Here is a 20,963-nt window from a genome sequence, read left to right as displayed (position 1 = left end):
CTTTACCGCGCGCGCGGATCGACCAGCTTGTACAGCAGGTCCGAAAACAGATTGAGCAGCACGAAGGCCACGCCCACCACCACCGTGCCCCCCAGCACGGCAGGCATGTCATTCACCAGCAGCGCATCGGTGATGTAGCTGCCAAGGCCGGGCCAGGCAAAAATCGTCTCGGTCAGCACCGATCCTTCCAGCAGATAGGCATAGCTGAGCGCGACCACGGTGATCAGCGGCACCGCCACGTTCTTCATCGCATGAACCCAGATCACCCGCCATTCCGGCATCCCCTTCACGCGGGCGGTGGTGATATATTCCTGGCTCAGTTCGTTCATCATGAAGCTGCGGGTCATCCGGCTGATATAGGCCATCGACACATAGCCCAGCAGACCGGCGGGCAGGATGATATGGCTGATGGCATTGGTGAACATGTCCCAACGCCCGGCCAGTGCCGTGTCGATCAGGATCATGCCGGTGACAGGCGTCACCTCGAAATCATACATCATGTCATAGGCGGCATCGAGCCTGCCCGGCCCGCCCACCCAATCCAGCACGCCGTAAAACAGCAAAAGCCCGATCAGCCCCAGCCAGAACACCGGCATGGAATAGCCCATCAACCCGACCAGCCGCACCAGATGGTCGGCAAGGCTGCCGGGCCGCGTGGCGGCCAGAACCCCGGCGGGCACCCCGGCCAGAACGCCCATGATGGTGGCCAGCGTCGCCAGTTCCAGCGTGGCGGGAAAGGCACGCGCCACCGCCTCGATCACCGGCTCGCCGGTGCGGATCGACTGGCCGAGATCACCTTGCAGTGCATTGCCTGCATAGATGAAGAATTGCTGCCACATCGGCTGGTCCAGCCCCAGCGCCACGCGCGTCGCCTCGATCTGCGCCTCGGTCGCGCGATCCCCGACGATGGCCAGAACCGGGTCGATCGGCACGACCCGGCCAATGATGAAGGTCACGAGCAGCAGGCCGAACAGGGTGACGGCCAAAGAAAGCAGGACAGAGCCGAGGCCACGTAGCCGGGCTCCGAGTTTTGAAGAGGCGGGGGGGGATATGGTCATGGTCATATGCAACGCCCCCGGCACCACAGGCACCGGGGGCGCAATCGCTTATTTTGTCACGAGCCAGTAGGCGGCGCTGTCAATCGCGCCCCCGGTGTAGAAACCTTCTACATTGCTGCGCATCGCGGATTGATAGCCGATCTGGAACATCACGATGAAGGGCGAGGTTTCCCGGTGGGTTTTCTGGATCTCTTCATACATCGCCTTGCGCTTGGCGGCATCGCCTTCGGCCACGGCGGCTTCGGTCTTGGCGTGCAACTCGCCCGGATCATAGGCGTTGCGATACGCCAGACCGCCGGTCGAGGCACCATCCGAATTGTCGGCATTCATCGCAAAGGCCGAGGCATTGGTATGCGGATCGGGGTAATCCGGGCCCCAGCTTTGCAGCGTGCCGTCATGCTGACGGGCGCGGTAGCGTTTGAGCTGCTCTGCCCCCTCGCCGATGTTCAGCTCCACCGTGATGCCCGCCTGCCCGAAGGTGTTCTGGATCGACTGCGCCATATCCATGCGGTCGGCGGCGTTGCGCACATCCAGCACCACTTTCGGCGCGGCAATGCCCGATTCCGCCAGCAGCGCCTTGGCCTTTTCAATATCGAGGCTGTAGGGCAGATCTTCCATCGCGCCGAGATAGCCTTTCGGCAGGAAGGCCTGGTGCGGCACCATGTTGCCCTTCAGGAAGGTATCGGCCATGCCCTGATAATCGACCGCCCAGCGCATCGCCTCTAGGAATTTGGCGTTCTTGTAATTCTCGTTCTTCTGGTTGAAGGCGAGATAGAAGATCTGGCCGCCCACATCGGCCTGCACCTTCACATCGGCATTGCCCGCCATGCCTTCGATATCCACCGGCGTCAGTTCGCGCGCCACGTCGATATCGCCTTTTTCCAGCAACAGGCGCTGGGTTGCGGCTTCGGGCACATGGCGCATGAACACCGATTTCACCGCCGCATCGCCCCGCCAATGGCCCGCGCGGGCCTCCAGCAGATAGCCGTCATTCGGCTTGAAGGATTTCAGCACGAAGGCCCCTGTGCCTGCCGAATTGTTCTTCAGCCATTCATTGCCCATGTCGCCATTGGCCTCATTGGCCATGACGGTCGCCTTGTCGACAATCGAGGCGACACCGGCGGTAAGGCAGTTGTAGAGGAAGGTCGGCGCATAGACCTTGTCGGTCTTGAGGGTGAGGGTATCGCCTTCAGCGGTGACCATGCTGTCGACGTTTTCCGCCGTCCAGCCGAACTGGTTCAGGATGAAGGCCGGGGATTTGTTCAGCTTGACCGCACGTTGCAGCGAAAACGCCGCATCCTCTGCCGTCACCGGATTGCCGGACGAGAAGGTGAGGCCGGGCTTCATCTTGAAGGTGAAGGTCATGCCATCCTCGGCCACGGCCCAGCTTTCGGCCAGACCGGGGATCGGCTCGCCCGGTTTGGCGGGATCGAGTTCCACCAGACCGTCATAGACGTTATTCACCACGTCCAGACCCGAAAACTCATAGGCCTCATGCGGATCAAGCGACACGATGTCGTCAATCGCATCGGCGATCACCAGCGTATCGGGCGGCGTTTCCGCCAGCAGCACGGCAGGCGCGGTGCTGAGCATCAGGGCAGACAGGGCGGCAAGGCCAGCCCGGCGCAGAGACGGATCAAGCAACATCTAGAACTCCCTTGGTTTATTTGCGTTTTTTTTCGACTCTGGTCGTTGGGGCCAAAGTTCTTGACCGATTGGGCAACTTTCGCATGGGCTTGTCAACCGAGATGAAACATGGCGTGATCCGCGCAACAAACCGCCCGAGGAAGGAGCATCCATGCCCAGCCCTGCCATATTCGACGGCCACAATGATCTGCTGTCCTGCCTATGGCATGCGGGCGATCACCATGGCGAAACTTTCTTTGCCGGGCGCCAAGGTGACATTTCGCTGGCGGCCTGCCGGGCGGGCGGCTTTGCGGGCGGGTTTTTCGCCATCTGGGTGCCGGGCGAACGCGAGGGCGCGCCGGATCCGATGGCGACCTATCGCGCCTTTGCGCCGATCAGCGTTGAGAAGGCGCATCGGATCACGATGGAACAGGCCGCAATCCTGCTGCGCATGAGCGAGGCCCGCCCCGACACGATCCGCCTGTGCCGCAGCGTGGCCGAGATCGAGGCGGCACGGGCAGCCGGGGCCATTGCCGCGCTGCTGCATATCGAAGGCTGCGAAGGCATCGGCGCCGGGCTGGAGGAATTGCAGGTCTATCACGCCGCCGGGCTGCGCAGCCTTGGCCCGGTGTGGAGCCGCGACAACATCTTTGGCCATGGGGTGCCGTTCAACTTTCCGGCCTCGCCCGATACCGGGCCGGGCCTGACCGATGCGGGCAAACGACTGGTGGCCGAATGTGAACGGCTGGGGGTGCTGGTCGATCTGGCCCATCTGAACGAGGCCGGGTTCTGGGATGTGGCGCGCATGACCGGCAAACCGCTTGTCTCCACCCATTCCGCCGCCCATGCGCTCTGCCCCGCCACCCGCAACATGACCGACCGCCAGTTGGATGCGATGCGCGAAACCGGCGGGCTGGTCGGGCTGAATTTCGGCGTAGCCTTCCTGCGCGAGGATGGCATCAAGAAGGCAGACATGCCGGTGGGCCGCATGATCGCACATCTGGATCACCTGATTGCGCGGCTGGGCGAAGGCGGCGTGGCGCTGGGATCGGATTTTGACGGCACGATGACCGCCGACTGGCTCGGCTCGGCCGCCGATCTGCCGAAACTGGTGGCGGGCATGGAGGCGGCGGGCTATGGCGCGGCGCTGATCGAGCGTCTGCTCTGGGGCAACTGGATGGACCTGCTGCGCCGGGTGATCGGGTGAGCACCAGCCCCGCCGATCTCTCCGCCCGGTTGCTGCACTGGTATGACCGCCACCACCGCACGATGCCCTGGCGCGTGCCGCCGGATCAGCGCAAGGCGGGGGTGCGGCCCGATCCCTATCGGGTGTGGCTGTCCGAGGTGATGCTGCAACAGACCACCGTTGCGGCGGTGCGCGACTACTTCCAGCGCTTCACTGCGCGCTGGCCCACGGTCAGCGCCCTTGCCGCCGCGCCGGATGCCGAGGTGATGGCCGAATGGGCCGGGCTTGGCTATTACGCCCGCGCCCGCAACCTGCTGAAATGCGCCCGCGCCGTGGCGCAGGATCATGGCGGCGAGTTTCCGGGCAGCCGCAATGCGCTGCTCAGCCTGCCCGGCATCGGCCCCTATACCGCCGCCGCCATCGCCGCGATTGCCTTTGACGAGGCCGCCACCGTCGTCGATGGCAATGTGGAGCGGGTGATGGCCCGGCTGCGTCTGGTGGAAACGCCGCTGCCACAGGCCAAAGCCGAACTGACCACCTGCGCCGCCGAGCTTACCCCGGCGCTGCGCCCCGGCGATTATGCGCAGGCGGTGATGGATCTGGGCGCGACGATCTGCACCCCACGCAATCCGGCCTGTAGCCTCTGCCCCTGGACCGAGGACTGCGCCGCCCGCAGCGTCGGCGTGCAGGCCAGCCTGCCGCGCAAATCGCCCAAGCCCGCCAAACCGATCCGCCATGGCACGCTGTGGCTTGTCACCCGGCACGATGGCGCGGTGCTGCTGGAGGAACGCCCGGCCAAGGGTCTGCTGGGCGGCATGGCAGGCTTTCCGACCACCGGCTGGGATGGCAGCGACCTGCCCGCACCGCTGGCGGCAGACTGGCAGGACCGGGGCGAGGTGCGCCACACCTTTACCCATTTCCACCTGATCCTGACCGTGCTGGCGGCGCAATCCGATGGCAACCCGGATCGCGGCCAGTTCACCCCGCGCACCGACTTTTCCCCTACAGCCCTGCCCACCGTGATGCGCAAGGCATGGGATCTGGCCATCTTGCCGCAGCCCGGTTGAGCGCGCGCCCGCCTGCGCCTAGACTGCCCGCAACAGGAGGCCCCCATGGCACCGGATATCACCTCGCTCAGACATGCCCTGCCCTTCTGGCTGTCACTTGGCCTGATCCCCCTGGCCTTCATCGGTGCCACGCAGGGCGGATGGACCGTGCTGCTGATGCCCGCCTATGCCTGGATGCTGACCACGCTGCTGGATGCGGTGCTGGGCCTGAACGAAGACAATCCCGATCCGCAGACCGATGAACAGGATCTGATCTGGCATCGCGCCATCACCCTGATCTGGCTGCCGCTGCAACTGCTGACCATCTATGGCATGATCTGGTGGGTGACACGCACCAGTCACCTGTCCTGGGTCGAAATCCTGGGCCTGTTCTTCGGGTTGGGCGTGATGTCGGGCACCATCGGCATCGTCTATGCCCACGAGCTGTTGCATCAGCGCAATGATCTTGAACGGTGGCTGGGTGATCTGCTGCTGGCCTCGGTGCTGTACAGCCATTTCCGCACCGAGCATCTGCTGGTGCATCACAGCCATGTCGGCACCCCGCGCGATGCGGTGACGGCGCGGTATAACGAAGGCTTCCACCGCTATTTCCTGCGGGTGCTGCGTGACTGCCCGCCCTCGGCCTGGGCGGCAGAGCGCGACAGGCTGGCCCGCGTGGGGCGCCCGGTCTGGCATCGCTCCAATCCGTTCTGGCGCTATGCGGCGCTGCAAGCCGGGGCGTTGCTGCTGGCGTTTCTGGTGGGGGGCTGGTTCGGGCTGGTGCTGTTTGCCTTGCAGGCGTTCTTTGCGGTCTGGCAGCTGGAGCTGACCAATTACATCGAACATTACGGCCTGACCCGCCGCCAACTGCCCTCGGGCAAGTATGAACCCGTGCGCCCGCATCATTCGTGGAACGCGCCGCACAAGGCGTCAAACTGGCTGCTGATCAATCTGCAACGCCATTCTGACCATCACACCAAACCCGACCGCCGCTTTCCGCTGCTGCAAACCTATGCGGCAGACGAAGCGCCGATGCTACCCTTCGGGTATCCGGCCATGGCGACACTGGCGATGATCCCGCCGCTCTGGCGGCGGCGGATGAACCCGCGCGTGCGGGCCTGGCGCAAGACCTATTACCCGGATGTGACAGACTGGACGCCGCCGCAGCGCTAGGCCTGCGGCCCGTCCTGCCGCGCAGCCGCCGCCTCGCGCAGCCGTTCGGCGCGGTCGCGCATCCGTTTGCGCCGGAGCGTCTGCACCGCGCCGATAATCGGCAGGCTCAGGCAATAGCCCGCAAACGCGCAGGCCAGCCCCGGCAGGATCCCGCCCACCAGATAGGGGATGAACAGGCCGAAGAAGAACCGGCTCAGCCGTTGCCACTGCGTCGGCTCGGGCGAGAAGATGGCCCAGATATTGCGCAGCACCTCGTCCCCCGCCTGCGCAAAAGCGGTGAGGATCTGCAACGCGGGCACGCCATCAACCCCGGTGCCTAGTAGCAGATGACCAAGTTCGACCGACACCACCGCGATCAGCGGAAAGGTCACCGGATTGCCGAAGGCGGTGCCCAGCAGGGCGGCCACCACATTGCCCCGGATCAGCCAGGCCGCCCCCGCCGCCAGAAAGAAATGCAGCCCGAACAGCGGCAGGAACGATACGAAGATGCCGCAGCCAATGCCGCGCGCAATCCGGTGCGGCGCATCCGGGATGCGCAGCAAGCGATGGCGCATATAGCTGAGCGCCCGCAACCAGCCGCCTTCGGGCATGACCATGGCCCTGATTTTCCGGGGCAGGCTCAGCGGGGTGCGGCGGCGGAATACCAAGGGATCGCACCTCTGGGGCATGGAATGGGGGAACCGTTCTAGCTAACCCCATCCCGCCCGAAGGTTCAACCTGCCCGGGCACACAGAGCGGTGATGCAGGGCGACCTCGCGCGACTCAGGCAATGGGTCTAGGCTGATCCGGGGGCCGGACCTTTGGCTCCGTTATCCGGGGAGGGACCAGATGAAACATCTTGCTGCTTTTGCCATTGCCCTGCTGATCACGACACCCGCCTTTGCCCATCACTGCCCCGCCGATATGGCGGCGATCGACGCAGCGCTGGCGGCCAATCCACAGATCACCGCGGAACAGCTGGCCGAGGTGCAGACCCTGCGCGCCGACGGCCAGACCCAGCACGAGGCCGGGGATCACGACGCCTCGGTCGCCACCTTGGCCAAGGCCATGCAGATCCTCAGGATCCAATAGACACGCCGCGCCCGCAGATTCCGGTTGACAGACAGGGGCCGCGGAAAGCTGATTGATGGATCAATCAACAAAAGCGGAGGTTCCCATGTTCACCCTGTCGGCCCGCCAAGGTCTGTTGGCGCTCGTTCTGGCACTCGCCACCCCGGCGGGTGCCGATACGCCTGTGCCGTCACAGGCCGATTGGGATGCCGCCCGCAAGACCGTGACCACAGCGGACGGGCAGCAGCTCAGCTATGTCGAAATGGGCAGCGCCGAGGGTCAGCCGGTGCTGTTGCTGCATGGCTATACCGACAACAGCCGCAGCTGGTCCTTGCTCGCACCGCATCTGGCCGGGCGTCGCCTGATCGCGCTGGACCTGCGCGGCCATGGCGGCAGCGCCGCCCCCGCCTGCTGCTATGGCATCGACTCGCTTGCGCAGGATGTAGACGGGTTTCTGGCGGCGCTGAACATCGACAAGGCCGATGTGATCGGCCATTCGCTCGGCTCGATGACGGCGGCGACGCTGGCCGCCTATCACCCCGCGCGCGTGGATCAGCTGGTGCTGGTGTCGACCGCCGCCACTGTGCCGAAAGCCGGGTCTGACTGGCTATGGGACAATGTGCCGAAGCTCAGCCACCCGATAGACCCCAATTCCGAATTCATGCTGGCCTGGTACTGGAACCCGACGCCAGTGGCCGAAGATTTCCTGTCGCGCGAACGCGCCGAAAGTGCCGCCGTGCCTGCGCAGGTCTGGATGGGGGTGCTGAAGGCGCTGACCCTGACGGATTGGAGCCCGCTGGCCCCGCGCATCACCGCGCCGACGCTGGTGCTGTGGGGCGATCAGGATTCGCTGTTCGATGCCGCCAGCCAGACCCGGGTGAAAGAACTGCTGCCCACGGCGCGGCACGAAACCTTCACCGGCCTTGGCCACAATTTCTTCTGGGAACAGCCCGAAGCGGCGGCGCAGGTGATCAATGGCTTTCTCGCGCCCTGAGCCGCGATTGCAACAAAAAGCCCCGCCATGCACGCATGGCGGGGAGGTGTGCTTCCGGCGAACCGAAGCACAGGCGTAACCTTATGCTGTGGGAAATGGCGGGGGCAGGCCCCACCACTGTGCCGACCACCCCCTCTTAGTGACGCGGGCCGCGGTCAGCCTCCATTTCGGCGCGGATCTGCTGGCGCAGAATGTCGATGGGCACCATTTTGCCATCGCGCTTGTAATGCCAGTAGGTCCAGCCATTGCAGCTGGGTGCGCCTTCCAGCGCCGCCCCCACCTGATGGATCGAGCCTTTCACGTCATTGCCGATCAGCGTGCCATCGGCGCGCACCTTGGCCTTGAACCGTGATCCGATCGAATAAAGCTCTTCACCCGGGCGCAACATGCCACGTTCCACCACCTGCCCGAAGGGCACGCGCGGTTCGGCCCGCTTGCTGCCGGTGATCTCCAGCGCCGAGGCGTCGAATTTGCGCACCCGCGCGATCCGCTCTTCGGCCACCTTGCGATAGGCCTCTTCGCGTTCGATGCCGATGAAATCGCGCCCCAGCATCTTGGCGACAGCACCCGTGGTGCCGGTGCCGAAGAACGGGTCGAGCACCACATCCCCCGGATTGGTGGTTGCCACCAACACGCGATGCAGCAGGCTTTCCGGTTTCTGCGTCGGATGCGCCTTGTCGCCGTTTTCATCCTTCAGCCGCTCATGCCCGGTGCAGATCGGCAGCACCCAATCCGAGCGCATCTGCACCCCTTCGTTCAGCGCCTTCAGCGCCTCGTAATTGAAGGTGTATTTCGAGGCTTCATCCCGGCTGGCCCAGATCAGCGTCTCATGCGCGTTGGTCAGCCGCTTGCCCTTGAAATTCGGCATCGGATTGGTCTTGCGCCAGACCACATCGTTCAGCATCCAGAAGCCCTGATCCTGCAAGGCCGCCCCGACGCGGAAGACGTTGTGATAGCTGCCGATCACCCAGATCGCGCCATTGGGTTTCAACAGCCGCTTGGCTGCCGCCAACCACTCGCGGGTGAACTTGTCATAGGCCGCAAAGCTTGAAAACTGGTCCCAGTGGTCATCCACCGCATCAACCTTGCTGTTGTCCGGGCGATGAAGATCGCCCTTCAACTGAAGGTTGTAAGGCGGATCTGCAAAGATCAGGTCCACGCTGCCGGCGGGCAACCCATTCATCAACTCGATACAGTCACCGGCAAGGATCTGGTTCAGCGGAAGCACGGGGGCCTCCGCAGGGATTTTCCTGGTCGTCATTACTGCCTCTGTCTCCGGCCTCTTTGTGCCGATTTGTTGACGCCTAGGATGAGTCAGGACTGATTCGCCGTCAAATTCTTTTTTGAATCAATCACTTACTAAGGGGGCTTGATACAAGATGTTGTGGACGGGTTTGAACGAACGCCTATGGTGAGGGGTCACCCCAAGATTTAGAAGCGCCGCCAGATGGTCCTTGGTGGGATAACCGGCGTTCCGCTCCCAGCCATATCCGGGGTGCTGTTGCGCCAAATCCACCATGATGCGATCCCGCACCACTTTGGCGATGATCGAGGCGGCGGCGATGGAGAGTGATTTGGCATCACCCTTCACCACCGCTTCGGCGGCACAGGGCAGATTGCCGGGCAAGCGGTTGCCATCGACCAGCACGAAATCGGGCCGCAGCGCCAATCCGGCGATGGCGCGTTCCATCGCCAGATGGCTGGCATGCAGGATGTTCAGGCTGTCGATCTCGGCCACGCTGGCATGGGCCACGCTGACCTGCGCCGTTTGCATCAGATCGGCAAACAGACGTTCACGCTTCGCGGCGGACAGGGCTTTGCTGTCGCCTATACCGGCAGGTATATGGCCGGGATCCAGGATCACCGCCGCCGCCGTGACCGGACCACAGAGCGGCCCGCGCCCCACCTCGTCCACACCGGCAATGCAGGTTGCACCGCGCGCCTGCGCGGCACGCTCGAAACTCAGGTCAGGGGCAGGGCGTGTCATGCCCCTTTCAACCCCGATCCACACAGCTTTGCAAACCTGAAATCAGGGCTGCCGCCGCAGGATACCAGCGGGGCGGGACCACTCTCCCACCCCGCCGTCAGCAACCCACCCCAGAGGGGACAGGGCGGGCCGCCGATACTGTTGGGCTTTGCCCCCTTACTGGTCGCGGCAAGTGCCGGACAGCGGCCCGCCAATCACCATACGGCACACTGCCGCCGCATCCGACCGCCCCGGCAGCGCCGAAAGCGTCAAGGTGGTCAGCACCGCCAGCGCCAGCATCATGCTCAGCGCGAATTTCAACTCGGGACGCATCCCTCTGTGGTAACGGTGGGTGCGGCCACTGCGTTTGGGGGGCATGAGCATCGCCTGTTCCTCCTGCACGTTTTTCTTGCCCGAACCCTCGCCCCTCCCGCCCAGGACAGGCAATATCAGCGCGCTGTCATCGCATAACAACGTCTCTACCATGCGGTTGATATTGAATTACCGGCCCCCAACCCACAGTATGACATCTGACCGCAACCCCAGGAGCAGCGCATGATCCGCCCCCTTCTTCTTGCTGCCCTTCTTGCCCTGGCGGCTCTTCCGGCCCAGGCGCAATGTTTCGCCGATTACAAGGCAAAACAGGATGGCCCCTTGCGTCTGCACTATGGTGTGGCGCAAGTCTCGGCCTGCGACCGCAAGGCCGCCAAGGCCGAACTGGCCCCCCGCCTGAAGGCCGGTGGCTGGAAGCTGCTGAACATCGTGTCCACCTTCGGTCCCGAAGGTCTGAATGAAAGACAGTCGAGTGCCGGAGATTACTTCCTCCGTTACTGAATCGCTCCGCGCGGGCAATCGCGTGGTGTCCTTCGGTATCGCAACCATCGTCGCCATTCTTGTGGCGGCAGCCGTGTTCCTGTTTCTTGCCCTGCCCGATGCCAACGCCTTCAACGACCGGGTCGAACGCCTGTTTGTCGCCAATGACGATCTGCGCACATTGGCCGAGATCAAGCTTCTGGAAATCATCGCGCAATCCGGCACCACCTTTCAGGAGGTGCTGGCCAGCTATCGCATGGTGATCTTTGTGCTGCTGGTGTTTTCGACCGCGCTGCTGCTGGCCTGTCTGGTGTTTCTGGTGACCATCATCACGCTGAACCGCCGCATTTCTGCAATCCAGCGCTCCGGGATTCAGGTGTCGTCGCTGATGATCAGCCGCGAAAGCCGCGCCGTCTATATCAACGATCTGGAATTCAAACTGACCGAGGCCGCCATCGAAACGCTGTCGGTGCTGGCCGAGGCGCGGATGGATGATGATGTGATGACCGGTGCGCAGATCGAATCGGTGATTTCGGGCAGACCCGAACCCGATTGCGACGAGGCGGCAGGGGCAACCCGCGTGAAACGCCTGCGCGATGCCCTGGGCAATCAGCTGGTATCGGAACTGCTGGTGAAGACCATTGCCCGGCGCGGTTATGTTCTGGCGGTCGAAAAAGACACGATCCGCATGATCTGATCCGGTTGCGCCCGGCAGATCGCGGGGCGCGGTCTTGCACCCTGACGCCAGCTCTGCCAAGCGTCAGGCAAAGCAGGAGGTCGCGCTATGGACGGGCAACCCGAAATCGTCACGAAACTCAGCCTTTGGCTGCAACAGGCAGGCGATATCGCCATGGGCTGGCTGCTCTCGCCCGCCGCATGGTCACAATTCGCGCTGCTGGTCGGGGCCTTCATCGCCGCGCGCATGATCACCCGCCGCCTGCAACCGGCCCTTGCCCCCTATCTGACCCCGCCCGAAGGCAAGGCGGGGCTGACCGTCACCGCCCGCCTCTATCTGCGCCGGGGCCTGCCCTTGCTGCTGCCGCTGCTGGCCTATGCCTTCACCGCGATGGGGGAAGAGGTCACGCGGTCGCTGTTCGGGTCGGGCGCGGTGATTGCCTTTGGCAAACGCATCTTCCTGTTCCTTGCCGCCCGCATCTTTGTGAACGAGGTGCTGACAGACCCGTTCCTGCGGCTGCTGGGGCGTTATGTGCTGATCCCGATTGCGGCGATCTATGCGCTTGGCATCCTGACAGAGATCACCACACGTCTGGAAGAGACCATCATCTCGCTGGGCAATATCCGCTTTTCGGTGATGGCGCTGATCCGCGGCCTGATTGCCGGATCGCTGCTGTTCTGGCTGGGCTCATGGTCGAACCGCCAAAGCGCCGATTATATCAAGAAGCAGGAAGAGCTCCGCCCGGCCACGCGTGAGCTTGCGGTCAAGGCCGCCGAGGTGATGATCTTTGGTGCCGCGTTCCTGCTGCTGATGTCGATCATGGGCATTGATCTGACGGCGGTTGCGGTGCTGGGCGGCGCACTTGGCGTGGGGATCGGGCTGGGCCTGCAACAGATCGCCGCCAACTTCGTGTCGGGTATCATCCTGCTGGTCGAAGGCCAGACCACGGTGGGCGATTATGTCGAACTGGATGGCGGCGAAAAGGGCACCATCATCAAGATGACGGCCCGCGCCTGTGTGCTGGAAACCTTTGACGGGCGCTGGATCGTGGTGCCAAACGAACATTTCATCACGACGCGGGTGGTGAACTACTCCGACCAGGGCTCGGCCAACCGCTATGAGGCGGCGTTTTCGGTCAGCTATGACACCGACATCAACACCATCCCCGACATCATCGAAGAGGCGGTCGGGCGGCTGCCCTTCGTGCTGAAATCCCCCGACGGGCCGGATTGCGAATTGCGCGGCTTTGGCGAATCTTCGGTGGATTTCGCGGTGGAATACTGGGTGAACGGCATTGATGACGGCAAGAACCGCTTTGGCAGCCCGGTGCTCTTCGCCATCTGGAACGCGCTGAAAGAGCATGACATCGAAATGCCCTTCCCGCAGCGGGTGGTGCATCTGAAGCAGGATCCTGCCCCCCCCGCCAAACCCCGGCGCAGCAAGGCCGAGGCGTGAGCCGCGCCCTTGTCATCGGCGCAGGCCCCGCCGGGCTGATGGCGGCCGAGGCGCTGGCAGATGCCGGAGTGGCGGTGGTGGTGGCCGAAGCCAAGCCCAGCCCGGCGCGCAAACTGCTGATGGCGGGGAAATCCGGGCTGAATGTGACCAAGGCCGAACCACTGCCCGCCTTTCTGACCCGGTTCGATGCGGATTGGCTGGCGCCGATGCTGCGCGCCTTTGGCCCGGATCAGGTGCAGGCCTGGTGCGAGGCCCTTGGGCAGCCAGTGTTCACCGGATCCTCGGCGCGGGTCTTTCCCACGGCGATGAAAGCCTCGCCGCTGCTGCGCGCCTGGCTGGCCCGTCTGGAGGCCAAGGGCGTCAGCCTGCGCACCCGCTGGCGCTGGACAGGCTTCGCGGCAGAGGCCCTGCGCTTTGACACGCCAGAGGGGCCGCAGACCCTGCACCCCGAGGTCACCGTGCTGGCGCTTGGCGGGGCCAGCTGGCCGCGTCTCGGGTCCGATGCCGTCTGGGTGCCGTGGCTGGCAGAGCGTGGCGTGCAGATCACCCCCTTTGGGCCTGCGAACATGGGGTTTCACATGCACTGGTCGGCACATATGGCCCCACATTTCGGCCAGCCGATCAAAGGCGCCTGCCTGATTGCGGGCGATCAGCGGGAGCGTGGCGAATTCGTGCTGTCGGAACGCGGGCTGGAGGGTGGCGGTATTTACAGCGTCAGCCGGGCACTGCGTCTGGGCGCGCCATTGCAGCTTGATCTGTTTCCCGATCACAGCGCGGCACAGTTGCGCGACCGGCTGGCCCGGATGAAGCCCGGCGAAACGGCGGCCAACCGTCTGCGCAAGCTGGGCCTGCCCCCGGCCAGCGTCGCGCTGGTGATGGAGATGGCGCGCCCGCTGCCCGCAGAGCTGGCCCCCCTGCTTAAGGCGCTACCGATCTGCCATGCCGGGCCCCGCCCGCTGACCGAGGCGATTTCGGCGGCAGGCGGCATTGCGCAGGGCAGCCTGACCGGGGATCTGGAACTGCGCGCCCTGCCCGGCATCTTTGCCTGTGGCGAAATGCTGGATTGGGAAGCGCCGACGGGGGGTTACCTGTTGACCGCCTGCTGGGCGACGGGGCTTTGGGCCGGGCAGGCCGCCGCGCGCCATCTTGGCTGAGCCATGCAATATCCTGAGTGCCGCCATGCAAAAGCCGCTACTGCTTGACGCTGCCCGCCCCGATCCTTACGTTCAGTGCCTGACAGATTCCCTTGGAGAACAATCATGGGCGCCGCGACCGTAGCCGTTACCGATGCCACCTTCGACGCCGAGGTCCGCCAGTCGGACATCCCCGTCGTCGTCGATTTCTGGGCCGAATGGTGCGGCCCCTGCCGCCAGATCGGCCCTGCGCTGGAAGAACTGGCAACCGAACTTGCCGGCAAAGTGAAGATCGTCAAAGTGAACGTGGACGAAAACCCCGACAGCCCGGCCGTGCTGGGTGTGCGCGGGATTCCGGCGCTGTTCCTGTTCAAGGATGGTCAGGTCGTGTCGAACAAGATCGGCGCTGCCCCCAAGGCCGCGCTGGCCAACTGGATTAACGCTGCGATCTGAATCCGGCCATAAACCTCGTGCAAAAGGCGGCTCCTCTGCGGGCCGCCTTTTTCATGTGACCGGCCAGCCCTGCGCCGCAAGGATGCGCCGGATGTCGGCCTCGGCCTCGGGGCGCTGTGCGTCGATGGCCTGTTCGCGGAAAAACCACCACAGGTAACTGGCCATCTGCGCCGGGGGCTGCTGCCCCTTGGCAAAGGCAGCTGCCAGCCCGTCGCGCGGCACCGATCCGGCAAGGTGGTGAAAGTCGATCCCGGCAAACAGCACCGCGCCCTTGCCTGCGATCATCGCCTGCAAGGCAACCGAAGAATTCTGGCACACCACAAAGGCGCAGCTGCGGATCAGGTCGGTGGCCGCAGCCTCCACCAGCCGGAAGCGCGGCTCTGCCGCCGCCACCTCGGCCAGCGCCGCACGCTCTTCGGCACTGTAGCTTTCGCGCGGATGCAGTGTGGCGCGAATCTCCAGCTCCGGCATCTGGGCCAGCGTCACCCGGATCATCGCCAGCGGTGACATGCTCTGAAATGTGCGATGCTGCAGCAACCGGCCCTGCAACGGCATGAAGACAAAGTCCTGCGGGGTCAGCGCAGGGTCAGCCTGCCCGAAAATGCGCGCCTGCATCCGCCGATGGAACGCCCGCGCCGGGCCGGGCGGCACTGCCGCCAATGCCGGTTTCGCCCGCGCCACGGCAAAATCCCAGCGGGCATTGGTCGGCTCGATCCGCCAGAACGGGTAATAATAGGCGCGGCGCAGGCAAAGCGTGTCCGGCCCCAGCGGCTCCTGCATATGGGTCAGCGCAAAGCCACCATGCGGCGGGGCCACGCCCTCGGCCTCGTCGCGGTCGATCAGCTGCCAATCGGGCAGGGCTGCGCTCAGACGGCTGAGGATATTGGTCTTTCCGGCCCGATGATCCGCCCGCAGATGCGCGGGCAGATAGAGGTTGAGGCAGCGATCACGCGCCAAGGCCCAGCCGCCCGATCAGCGCGCCATGCAGCCCCGGGGCCGCCGCGATCACGCCCCGGGCCTGCGGATGCGCCGTGTTGAACTGCAACCCGCCATTCAGGCGATCCGTCACCACCGCCCCGGCGCGGCTGGCAATCAGACTGCCCGCCGCAATATCCCACTCCCAGGCATCGCGCAGTGTCAGCATCCCGTCATGCCGCCCCTCGGCCACCAGACACAGCCGATACGCCAGCGAGGCGCGGAAGCTGCGCTTCACCTCTGGCACCCCGCCCGGCCAATGTTCCGGCGCAAGGTTCGGATGCGTGGTCAGCAGCGTTGCCCCGTCGATCCCGGCGCGATGGCTGGCGGCAATCGGCTGTCCATCCTTCAGCGCGGGCCCATGCGCCGTGGCGGTATAAAGCCGGTCCAGCGCGGGCAGATAGACCACCCCGGCCACCACCCGCCCCCGTTCTGCCACCGCAAGCGAGTGGGCAAAGGTTTCTTCCCCGGCGATGAACGCGCGGGTGCCGTCAATCGGATCCAGGATGAACACCCGCTCCGCGCCAAGCCGCTCCGGCCCGTCCGCATCCTCTTCCGACAGCCAGCCGTAATCGGGCCGCGCCGGGCGCAGAAGGCCACGCAGGTAGTCATTCACCGCAAGATCCGCCTCGGTCACCGGCCCCTGCCCCGGCTTTTCCCAGACATGTGGCGACTGCTTCCAGTAGCGCAGGGCAATCCGCCCCGCGCCCCGCGCCGCTTCGGTCAACAGGGCGAGATCAGGCGCCGGCAAGCGTCATGCCTTCCACCAGCAGGCTGGGCACCCGGGTCGACAGATGCGCCCGTGCGTCATTCGCGGCGATCATCGACAGCAGCATGTCGCGCAGATTTCCCGCGATGGTGCATTCATTGACCGGATAGGTGATTTCGCCATCCTCCACCCAGAAGCCGCTGGCCCCGCGCGAATAATCGCCCGTGGTCGGGTTGATCGACGACCCGATCAGCGAAGTAACCAGCAGCCCGGTGCCCATCTGCCCGATCAGCTGCTTGCGCGTGGCGGTGCCGGGGCTGAGGTCGATGTTCGACGTGGCGGGCGACGGCGTGGACGAGGTGCCACGCGCCGCATTGGCGGTGCTGGCCATGCCCAGCTTGCGCCCGGTCGCAAGGTCCAGCGTCCAGCCGGTCAGGATGCCGTTTTCCACCAGCACCCGCCGCTGTGTCGGCAGGCCTTCGGCGTCAAAGGGGCGCGTGCCGGAAATGCGCGGGCGCAGCGGATCCTCAATCACCGACAGGCCCTTGGGCAAGACCTGCTGACCCAACGCATCGCGCAACCAGCTGGAGCCGCGCGCCACCGACGCCCCGTTGATCGCCGACAACAGATGCCCGATCAGCGAATTGGCGATGCGTTCGTCAAACAGCACCGGAAACGTGCCCGTCGCCGGTTTGCGGGCCCCGGCGCGGGCCAGCGCCCGTTCCGCCGCCAGCGCGCCGATGCTGTCGGCGCCCGGCATGTCGGCCTGCCAGATCCGCGCCTCGCCTGCCCAGTCACGCTCCATGCCGGTGCCTTCGCCGGTAAACGCCACTGCCGAGACAGAGCGCGAACTGCGGGCATAGCCGCCTGCAAAGCCGTTGGAGGCCGCAAGGAACATGCGGCGCTGCGAATAGCCCGCCGAAGCCTCGACCTGCCGGATTCCGGCCACCGCCATCGCGGCGGCCTCGGCGGTGCGGGCGTCCTGTTCCAGCGCCTTGGCTGAGGGTTCCGCCGCCGGGTCGGTCAGCTCCAGCGCCGCCAGATCCCAGCTGCGCGCGATCTGATCCGGGTCGGCCAGCCCGGCATAGGGGTCTTCCGGCGCTTCGCGGGCCATGGCCACGGCGCGTTCGGCCACATCGACAATCGTGCGCGCCGAAATGTCAGAGACCGACACACAGGCCTGCCGCCCGCCGATCAGCACCCGCAGCCCCATCTCGATGCCTTCTGAACGTTCGGCCTGTTCCAGGGCTCCCTGCCGGATGTCGATGGACAGCGACGTGCCCTCGACCGCCAGCGCATCGGCGGCAGTGGCCCCGGCGCGGCGGGCGGCATCAAGCAGGGCTTCGGTCAGGCTGTGCAGGCGATCGGTCATGGCAATTCCTTGTGGCGTGCTGCCGAGGTAATCAGGCGCGCGGCGTTAGGCAAGCGTCACGCCACATGAACCGCGCGTGACAGCGTGGACAAGATCTCGCAGCCAGTCTCGGTCACCACCGCGATTTCCTCCAGCCGGATGCCGAACCGGCCCGGCAGATAGATGCCCGGCTCGACGGTGAACACCATGCCCGGGGCAAGGATCACGTCGGAGACGCCGGTGATATAGGGCGGTTCGTGGATTTCCTGCCCAACGCCATGGCCGGTGCGATGGGTGAAATAGTCGCCATAGCCTGCGGCGGTGATCACGGCGCGCGCGGCGGCATCCACGTCGCGCGCACGGATGCCGGGGCGGATGGCGGCCAGCGCCGCCTCAACAGCGGCATTCACCACGGCATGCACTTCGGCATAACCTTCGGGCAGGGCACCACAGCAGGCCATGCGGGTGATGTCGGAATAATAGCCGTCTTTCTTCGCCCCGATGTCACAGACGATGGCATCACCATGGGCCAGCACCGTCTCACCGGTGTGGTGATGCGGAAAGGCGCCATTGGTACCGGTGCCGATGATGGTGAACTCCGGCACCGCCCCTTCGGCGCGAAAGGCGGCGCGGGCCGCATCGGCCACCGCGCGTTCCGTCACACCGGGGCGGATGGCCGCGCGCAGGGCCGCTTGTGCCAGATCGGCAATCCGGGCGTTTTCACGCAGCGCCGCAATCTCGGTCGCATCCTTGCACAGGCGCAGATGCCCGACGGTTTCGGCGGCAAAGCTGCGCCGCGCGCCCGGCAGGGCCTCCAGCAGCAACAGCGCATGATCGGCGCGCATCGCCTCGTCCAGACTGACCGCCGCCACCGGCCCCAGCGCCGCAATCGCCTCGGCCAGTGCATCCGCCGGTCCGGCATCATCGGCCCAGGTCCAGAACGGCCAGTCGCTGTGCTGACGCACGTCATCGGCATTCAGCACCGGCATCAGAAAGCCTGCGCCACGATGCCCCACCAGCGCCAGACAGGGCCGTTCATCGGCAAAGGGGGAAAACCCGGTCAGCCAGCGCAGATGCGCCCCGGGGGCCAGCGCCACCAGATCCACCCCGGCCTCGACCATGCGCACCCGCAGCCGGGCCAGACGCGCCTCGAACGCGCCCGCGCCCATCGGCACCGCCCGCATCGCCGCCGCCAGATCCCCGGCCCGTGCGGCAATCAGCGTCTCAAGCGCTGCGACGCGGGCGGGGGTGAAATGGTGTTCCACATCCAGAATATTGATGGTGCCCAGCACCTCGCCCGCCGCGATCAGCGGGATATTGACCGCCGACTCGCAGCCGAGCGCGTTGATCTGCGCGTGGTCAAAGAAATGCACCGCGAATTCCGGGGTGGTATTGGCCACGAAGGTCCGCCCTTCGACCAGCACCTGCCGACTCCACGCATCCTGCTGCAAGGGTTTGGCGACGGATGTGGGATATTCCACCGGATGCGAGGTATAGGCCCGCCGTGCCAGCCCGGCGCGGTTGTCCTGCACCGTGACGGTGAACAGCCTCGCACCGCCAAGGGCTTCGGCGGCGCGGTGCAGATCGGCAAAAACGGCGGCATAATCCATGGTGTCATCCCAAAAGAAAGGCCGCCCGGCACGGGGCGCGGGCGGCCTGATTGTGCAGGTCAGTGCCGCTTATTGCAGCTGCATGCCATTGGCGAAGAAGCCCTTGTCCTTGAACTCCAGCGTGGAGGTCATGGTATCGGGCTGGCCTTCCACGACCTTGGCAAACATGCCCAGCATCATGCGCGCGCCCATCATCTGATCTTCGGGCACCAGACCCATCGCCATCAGCTTGTCGAGCAGGCCATTCACGCCCACGGCCTTCAACTCCACCTTGCCGGTCGGGGCGGGCACACCGCCAAAGGTGACCAGATCGGTGTTGTCGAAGGTCAGCGCGCCGGTGCCGGTCACTTCGGCGCCTGCCATCTTCAGTTGCAGCGCCGTCAGATCCAGCGAGTTCAGCTCGCCCGGCATGCCTTCGCCCAGGGCTTCCATCGCCTTCTGATCCATCAGGTCGACATTCAGCTTGGCCGTACCCTTGGTATCCAGAACCAGCGTCATCGGATCGCGCGGCAACTGGTTGGTCGGATCGAACATCGCCCAGATCTCATCCGAAATAGTCAGATCGACCAGTTTCGTCATCAGCGCGAAATCCGACGGTGCATCGCCCTTGGAGACCGGCATCACAAAGTTGAACGCGCCTTCCTTATAGGCCAGATTGACCTGCGGGAACGGGATCTGCGCCCCGGAAATGCTGACCGTCACGTCTTTCGCGCCGCCACCATAGCCAAGGCGGGCCGCGTCCATCACAAAGTTCAGGTCGCCCCCTGCCGCACCGCCGGTGACCTTGGTTTCGCCTGCGGGCTCGTTCACCGTCATGTCATAGCTGGTGGCGCCATAGGTAAAGCTGCCTTCCGACCCGAAGCCTGCCTTCAGCGCGGCGGCAAGATCGGTCATGTCGGCCACGGTCTTGCCGCTGGCGGTGCCCGCCAGATCGGCAAGGCTGAAATTGGCGCTGATCTTGCTGCCATCCTCGGGGTCGGTGCCTGCAATCACCATGGCCAGCGCCGCTGCGGTCATGTTGCTGCTGATCGCCTTGGCCTCATCGCCAGTGACGATGTAGTTCCCGGCCAGATCGGTCACGGTCACGTCGACCTTCATGTCGGTCGGGGCGTCGGTGCCCTCGACCCCATCCAGCTTGACGGCCAGCGTCGGGCCTTCAAAATCATATCGGGTTTCTGCGGCGCTGCCCGAGGCGGTGATCACCAGCTCCGGGTGGCTGATAGTCAGCGTCGTGACCACATCGGGCTTACCGTCAATGCCATCGGCGCGGATCGTCATCGGATAGCTGTCGCTCATCGTGACATCGACAGAGCCATCGCCATTGTCGGTGAAGGTCAGCTCTTCGACAGTGATCGACGCCTCGGCCCCGTCCTGCGACGATTTGATCTCCAGTCCCGAAATGATCAGCGCATCACCATCCGTCACTTCGCTTTGCGTGGTGATCGTCTGGCCATAGGAGGTGCTGAGCGTTTTCCAGTTTTCCCAGACTTCATCCGGCGTCACGTCTGCAAGTGCGGCGTTTGCGGCCACAAGGGCCACCAATGCGGTGGAGCACATGAATTTCCACTGGGTCATAACGAAGCCTTCCTGCTTTCAAATGATACATTAGCATCCTAGAGCGCCTCGGGCCGGTCAAGGGTTTCCGAAGCGGCTGCGCATGAGGTAACAAGCTTGCGGGGCGGATGGAAG

21 protein-coding genes are annotated in these 20,963 nt (G+C 64.8%); 10 read left to right on the top strand and 11 right to left on the bottom strand.

Annotated elements, in window-relative coordinates:
• Positions 1-2 precede the first annotated feature (2 nt).
• Positions 3-1,058, bottom strand: a complete 1,056-nt coding sequence (locus KM031_RS11395; RefSeq protein ID WP_246566994.1) for an ABC transporter permease — start codon at positions 1,056-1,058, stop codon at positions 3-5.
• 48 nt (positions 1,059-1,106) lie between these two features.
• Entirely contained in the window at positions 1,107-2,705 is a 1,599-nt protein-coding gene (locus KM031_RS11390) for an ABC transporter substrate-binding protein (protein ID WP_215504788.1), read from the bottom strand.
• 151 nt (positions 2,706-2,856) lie between these two features.
• Between KM031_RS11390 and KM031_RS11385 the strand changes: the two genes are divergently transcribed.
• The 3 genes from KM031_RS11385 to KM031_RS11375 are packed head-to-tail and all read left to right on the top strand — an operon-like array spanning position 2,857 to position 6,089.
• Positions 2,857-3,891, top strand: a complete 1,035-nt coding sequence (locus tag KM031_RS11385; RefSeq protein WP_215504789.1) for a dipeptidase — start codon at positions 2,857-2,859, stop codon at positions 3,889-3,891.
• Positions 3,888-4,937 carry an A/G-specific adenine glycosylase gene (gene mutY, locus KM031_RS11380; protein WP_260691910.1) on the top strand — a complete coding sequence of 350 codons (1,050 nt, stop codon included), beginning with the start codon at positions 3,888-3,890 and terminating at the stop codon, positions 4,935-4,937. Before KM031_RS11385 ends, mutY begins: the two co-directional genes overlap by 4 nt.
• Before the next feature lie 45 nt (positions 4,938-4,982).
• A complete protein-coding gene (locus KM031_RS11375) occupies positions 4,983-6,089 on the top strand; it encodes an alkane 1-monooxygenase (RefSeq protein ID WP_215504790.1) in 1,107 nt (368 codons plus the stop codon).
• Here the strand turns inward: KM031_RS11375 and KM031_RS11370 are convergent.
• Positions 6,086-6,685 carry a DUF2062 domain-containing protein gene (locus KM031_RS11370; protein WP_215504791.1) on the bottom strand — a complete coding sequence of 200 codons (600 nt, stop codon included), beginning with the start codon at positions 6,683-6,685 and terminating at the stop codon, positions 6,086-6,088. The two genes, KM031_RS11375 and KM031_RS11370, sit on opposite strands and share 4 nt — an antisense overlap.
• A 232-nt stretch (positions 6,686-6,917) precedes the next feature.
• Between KM031_RS11370 and KM031_RS11365 the strand changes: the two genes are divergently transcribed.
• Entirely contained in the window at positions 6,918-7,160 is a 243-nt protein-coding gene (locus KM031_RS11365) for a PA2433 domain-containing protein (RefSeq protein ID WP_215504792.1), read from the top strand.
• Positions 7,161-7,245: 85 nt separating this feature from the next.
• Entirely contained in the window at positions 7,246-8,133 is an 888-nt protein-coding gene (locus KM031_RS11360) for an alpha/beta fold hydrolase (protein WP_215504793.1), read from the top strand.
• Between the two features lie 136 nt (positions 8,134-8,269).
• Here the strand turns inward: KM031_RS11360 and KM031_RS11355 are convergent, their stop codons facing one another.
• The 3 genes from KM031_RS11355 to KM031_RS11345 form a co-directional block, all read right to left on the bottom strand.
• A complete protein-coding gene (locus tag KM031_RS11355) occupies positions 8,270-9,394 on the bottom strand; it encodes a site-specific DNA-methyltransferase (RefSeq protein ID WP_215504794.1) in 1,125 nt (374 codons plus the stop codon).
• A gap of 87 nt (positions 9,395-9,481) precedes the next feature.
• On the bottom strand, positions 9,482-10,120 hold the full coding sequence (rnhB, locus tag KM031_RS11350) for a ribonuclease HII (RefSeq protein ID WP_215504795.1): 639 nt from the start codon (positions 10,118-10,120) through the stop codon (positions 9,482-9,484).
• A gap of 156 nt (positions 10,121-10,276) precedes the next feature.
• Positions 10,277-10,483 (bottom strand): hypothetical protein, encoded by a 207-nt coding sequence (locus KM031_RS11345; RefSeq protein WP_215504796.1) that lies wholly within the window; start codon positions 10,481-10,483, stop codon positions 10,277-10,279.
• A 171-nt stretch (positions 10,484-10,654) separates the two neighbouring features.
• Here KM031_RS11345 and KM031_RS11340 point away from each other — a divergent pair, with 171 nt between their 5' ends.
• From KM031_RS11340 to trxA, 5 genes are all read left to right on the top strand, one after another.
• Positions 10,655-10,933, top strand: a complete 279-nt coding sequence (locus tag KM031_RS11340) for a hypothetical protein (RefSeq protein ID WP_215504797.1) — start codon at positions 10,655-10,657, stop codon at positions 10,931-10,933.
• Positions 10,905-11,609, top strand: a complete 705-nt coding sequence (locus KM031_RS11335) for a winged helix-turn-helix domain-containing protein (RefSeq protein WP_215505006.1) — start codon at positions 10,905-10,907, stop codon at positions 11,607-11,609. Before KM031_RS11340 ends, KM031_RS11335 begins: the two co-directional genes overlap by 29 nt.
• An 87-nt stretch (positions 11,610-11,696) precedes the next feature.
• The gene (locus tag KM031_RS11330) at positions 11,697-13,043 is read left to right on the top strand and encodes a mechanosensitive ion channel family protein (protein ID WP_215504798.1); all 1,347 of its coding nucleotides are present in this window, start codon (positions 11,697-11,699) and stop codon (positions 13,041-13,043) included.
• Positions 13,040-14,197: a TIGR03862 family flavoprotein gene (locus tag KM031_RS11325; protein ID WP_215504799.1), complete on the top strand. Its 1,158-nt coding sequence runs from the start codon at positions 13,040-13,042 to the stop codon at positions 14,195-14,197. Before KM031_RS11330 ends, KM031_RS11325 begins: the two co-directional genes overlap by 4 nt.
• A 105-nt stretch (positions 14,198-14,302) precedes the next feature.
• Positions 14,303-14,629 (top strand): thioredoxin, encoded by a 327-nt coding sequence (gene trxA / locus KM031_RS11320; protein WP_215504800.1) that lies wholly within the window; start codon positions 14,303-14,305, stop codon positions 14,627-14,629.
• 51 nt (positions 14,630-14,680) lie between these two features.
• Here trxA and KM031_RS11315 read toward each other — a convergent pair whose 3' ends face one another.
• The 5 genes from KM031_RS11315 to KM031_RS11290 all read right to left on the bottom strand — a co-directional run bounded on the left by KM031_RS11315 (position 14,681) and on the right by KM031_RS11290 (position 20,849).
• Positions 14,681-15,586 carry a hypothetical protein gene (locus KM031_RS11315; protein WP_215504801.1) on the bottom strand — a complete coding sequence of 302 codons (906 nt, stop codon included), beginning with the start codon at positions 15,584-15,586 and terminating at the stop codon, positions 14,681-14,683.
• The gene (locus KM031_RS11310; RefSeq protein ID WP_215504802.1) at positions 15,576-16,355 is read right to left on the bottom strand and encodes a 3'(2'),5'-bisphosphate nucleotidase CysQ; all 780 of its coding nucleotides are present in this window, start codon (positions 16,353-16,355) and stop codon (positions 15,576-15,578) included. The genes KM031_RS11315 and KM031_RS11310 overlap by 11 nt, the downstream gene beginning before the upstream one ends.
• Positions 16,342-17,685, bottom strand: coding sequence for a TldD/PmbA family protein (locus KM031_RS11305; protein WP_215504803.1), 1,344 nt, complete (start codon positions 17,683-17,685; stop codon positions 16,342-16,344). Before KM031_RS11305 ends, KM031_RS11310 begins: the two co-directional genes overlap by 14 nt.
• 56 nt (positions 17,686-17,741) lie before the next feature.
• Positions 17,742-19,274 (bottom strand): M24 family metallopeptidase, encoded by a 1,533-nt coding sequence (locus KM031_RS11300; RefSeq protein ID WP_307742824.1) that lies wholly within the window; start codon positions 19,272-19,274, stop codon positions 17,742-17,744.
• 69 nt (positions 19,275-19,343) lie between these two features.
• Entirely contained in the window at positions 19,344-20,849 is a 1,506-nt protein-coding gene (locus KM031_RS11290) for a DUF2125 domain-containing protein (RefSeq protein ID WP_215504804.1), read from the bottom strand.
• Positions 20,850-20,963 lie beyond the last annotated feature (114 nt).

Source organism: Gemmobacter fulvus (assembly GCF_018798885.1).
GTDB lineage: Bacteria > Pseudomonadota > Alphaproteobacteria > Rhodobacterales > Rhodobacteraceae > Gemmobacter > Gemmobacter fulvus.
Note: the sequence above shows the minus strand (reverse complement) of the source record. Positions and strands in the feature narration are given on the sequence as shown.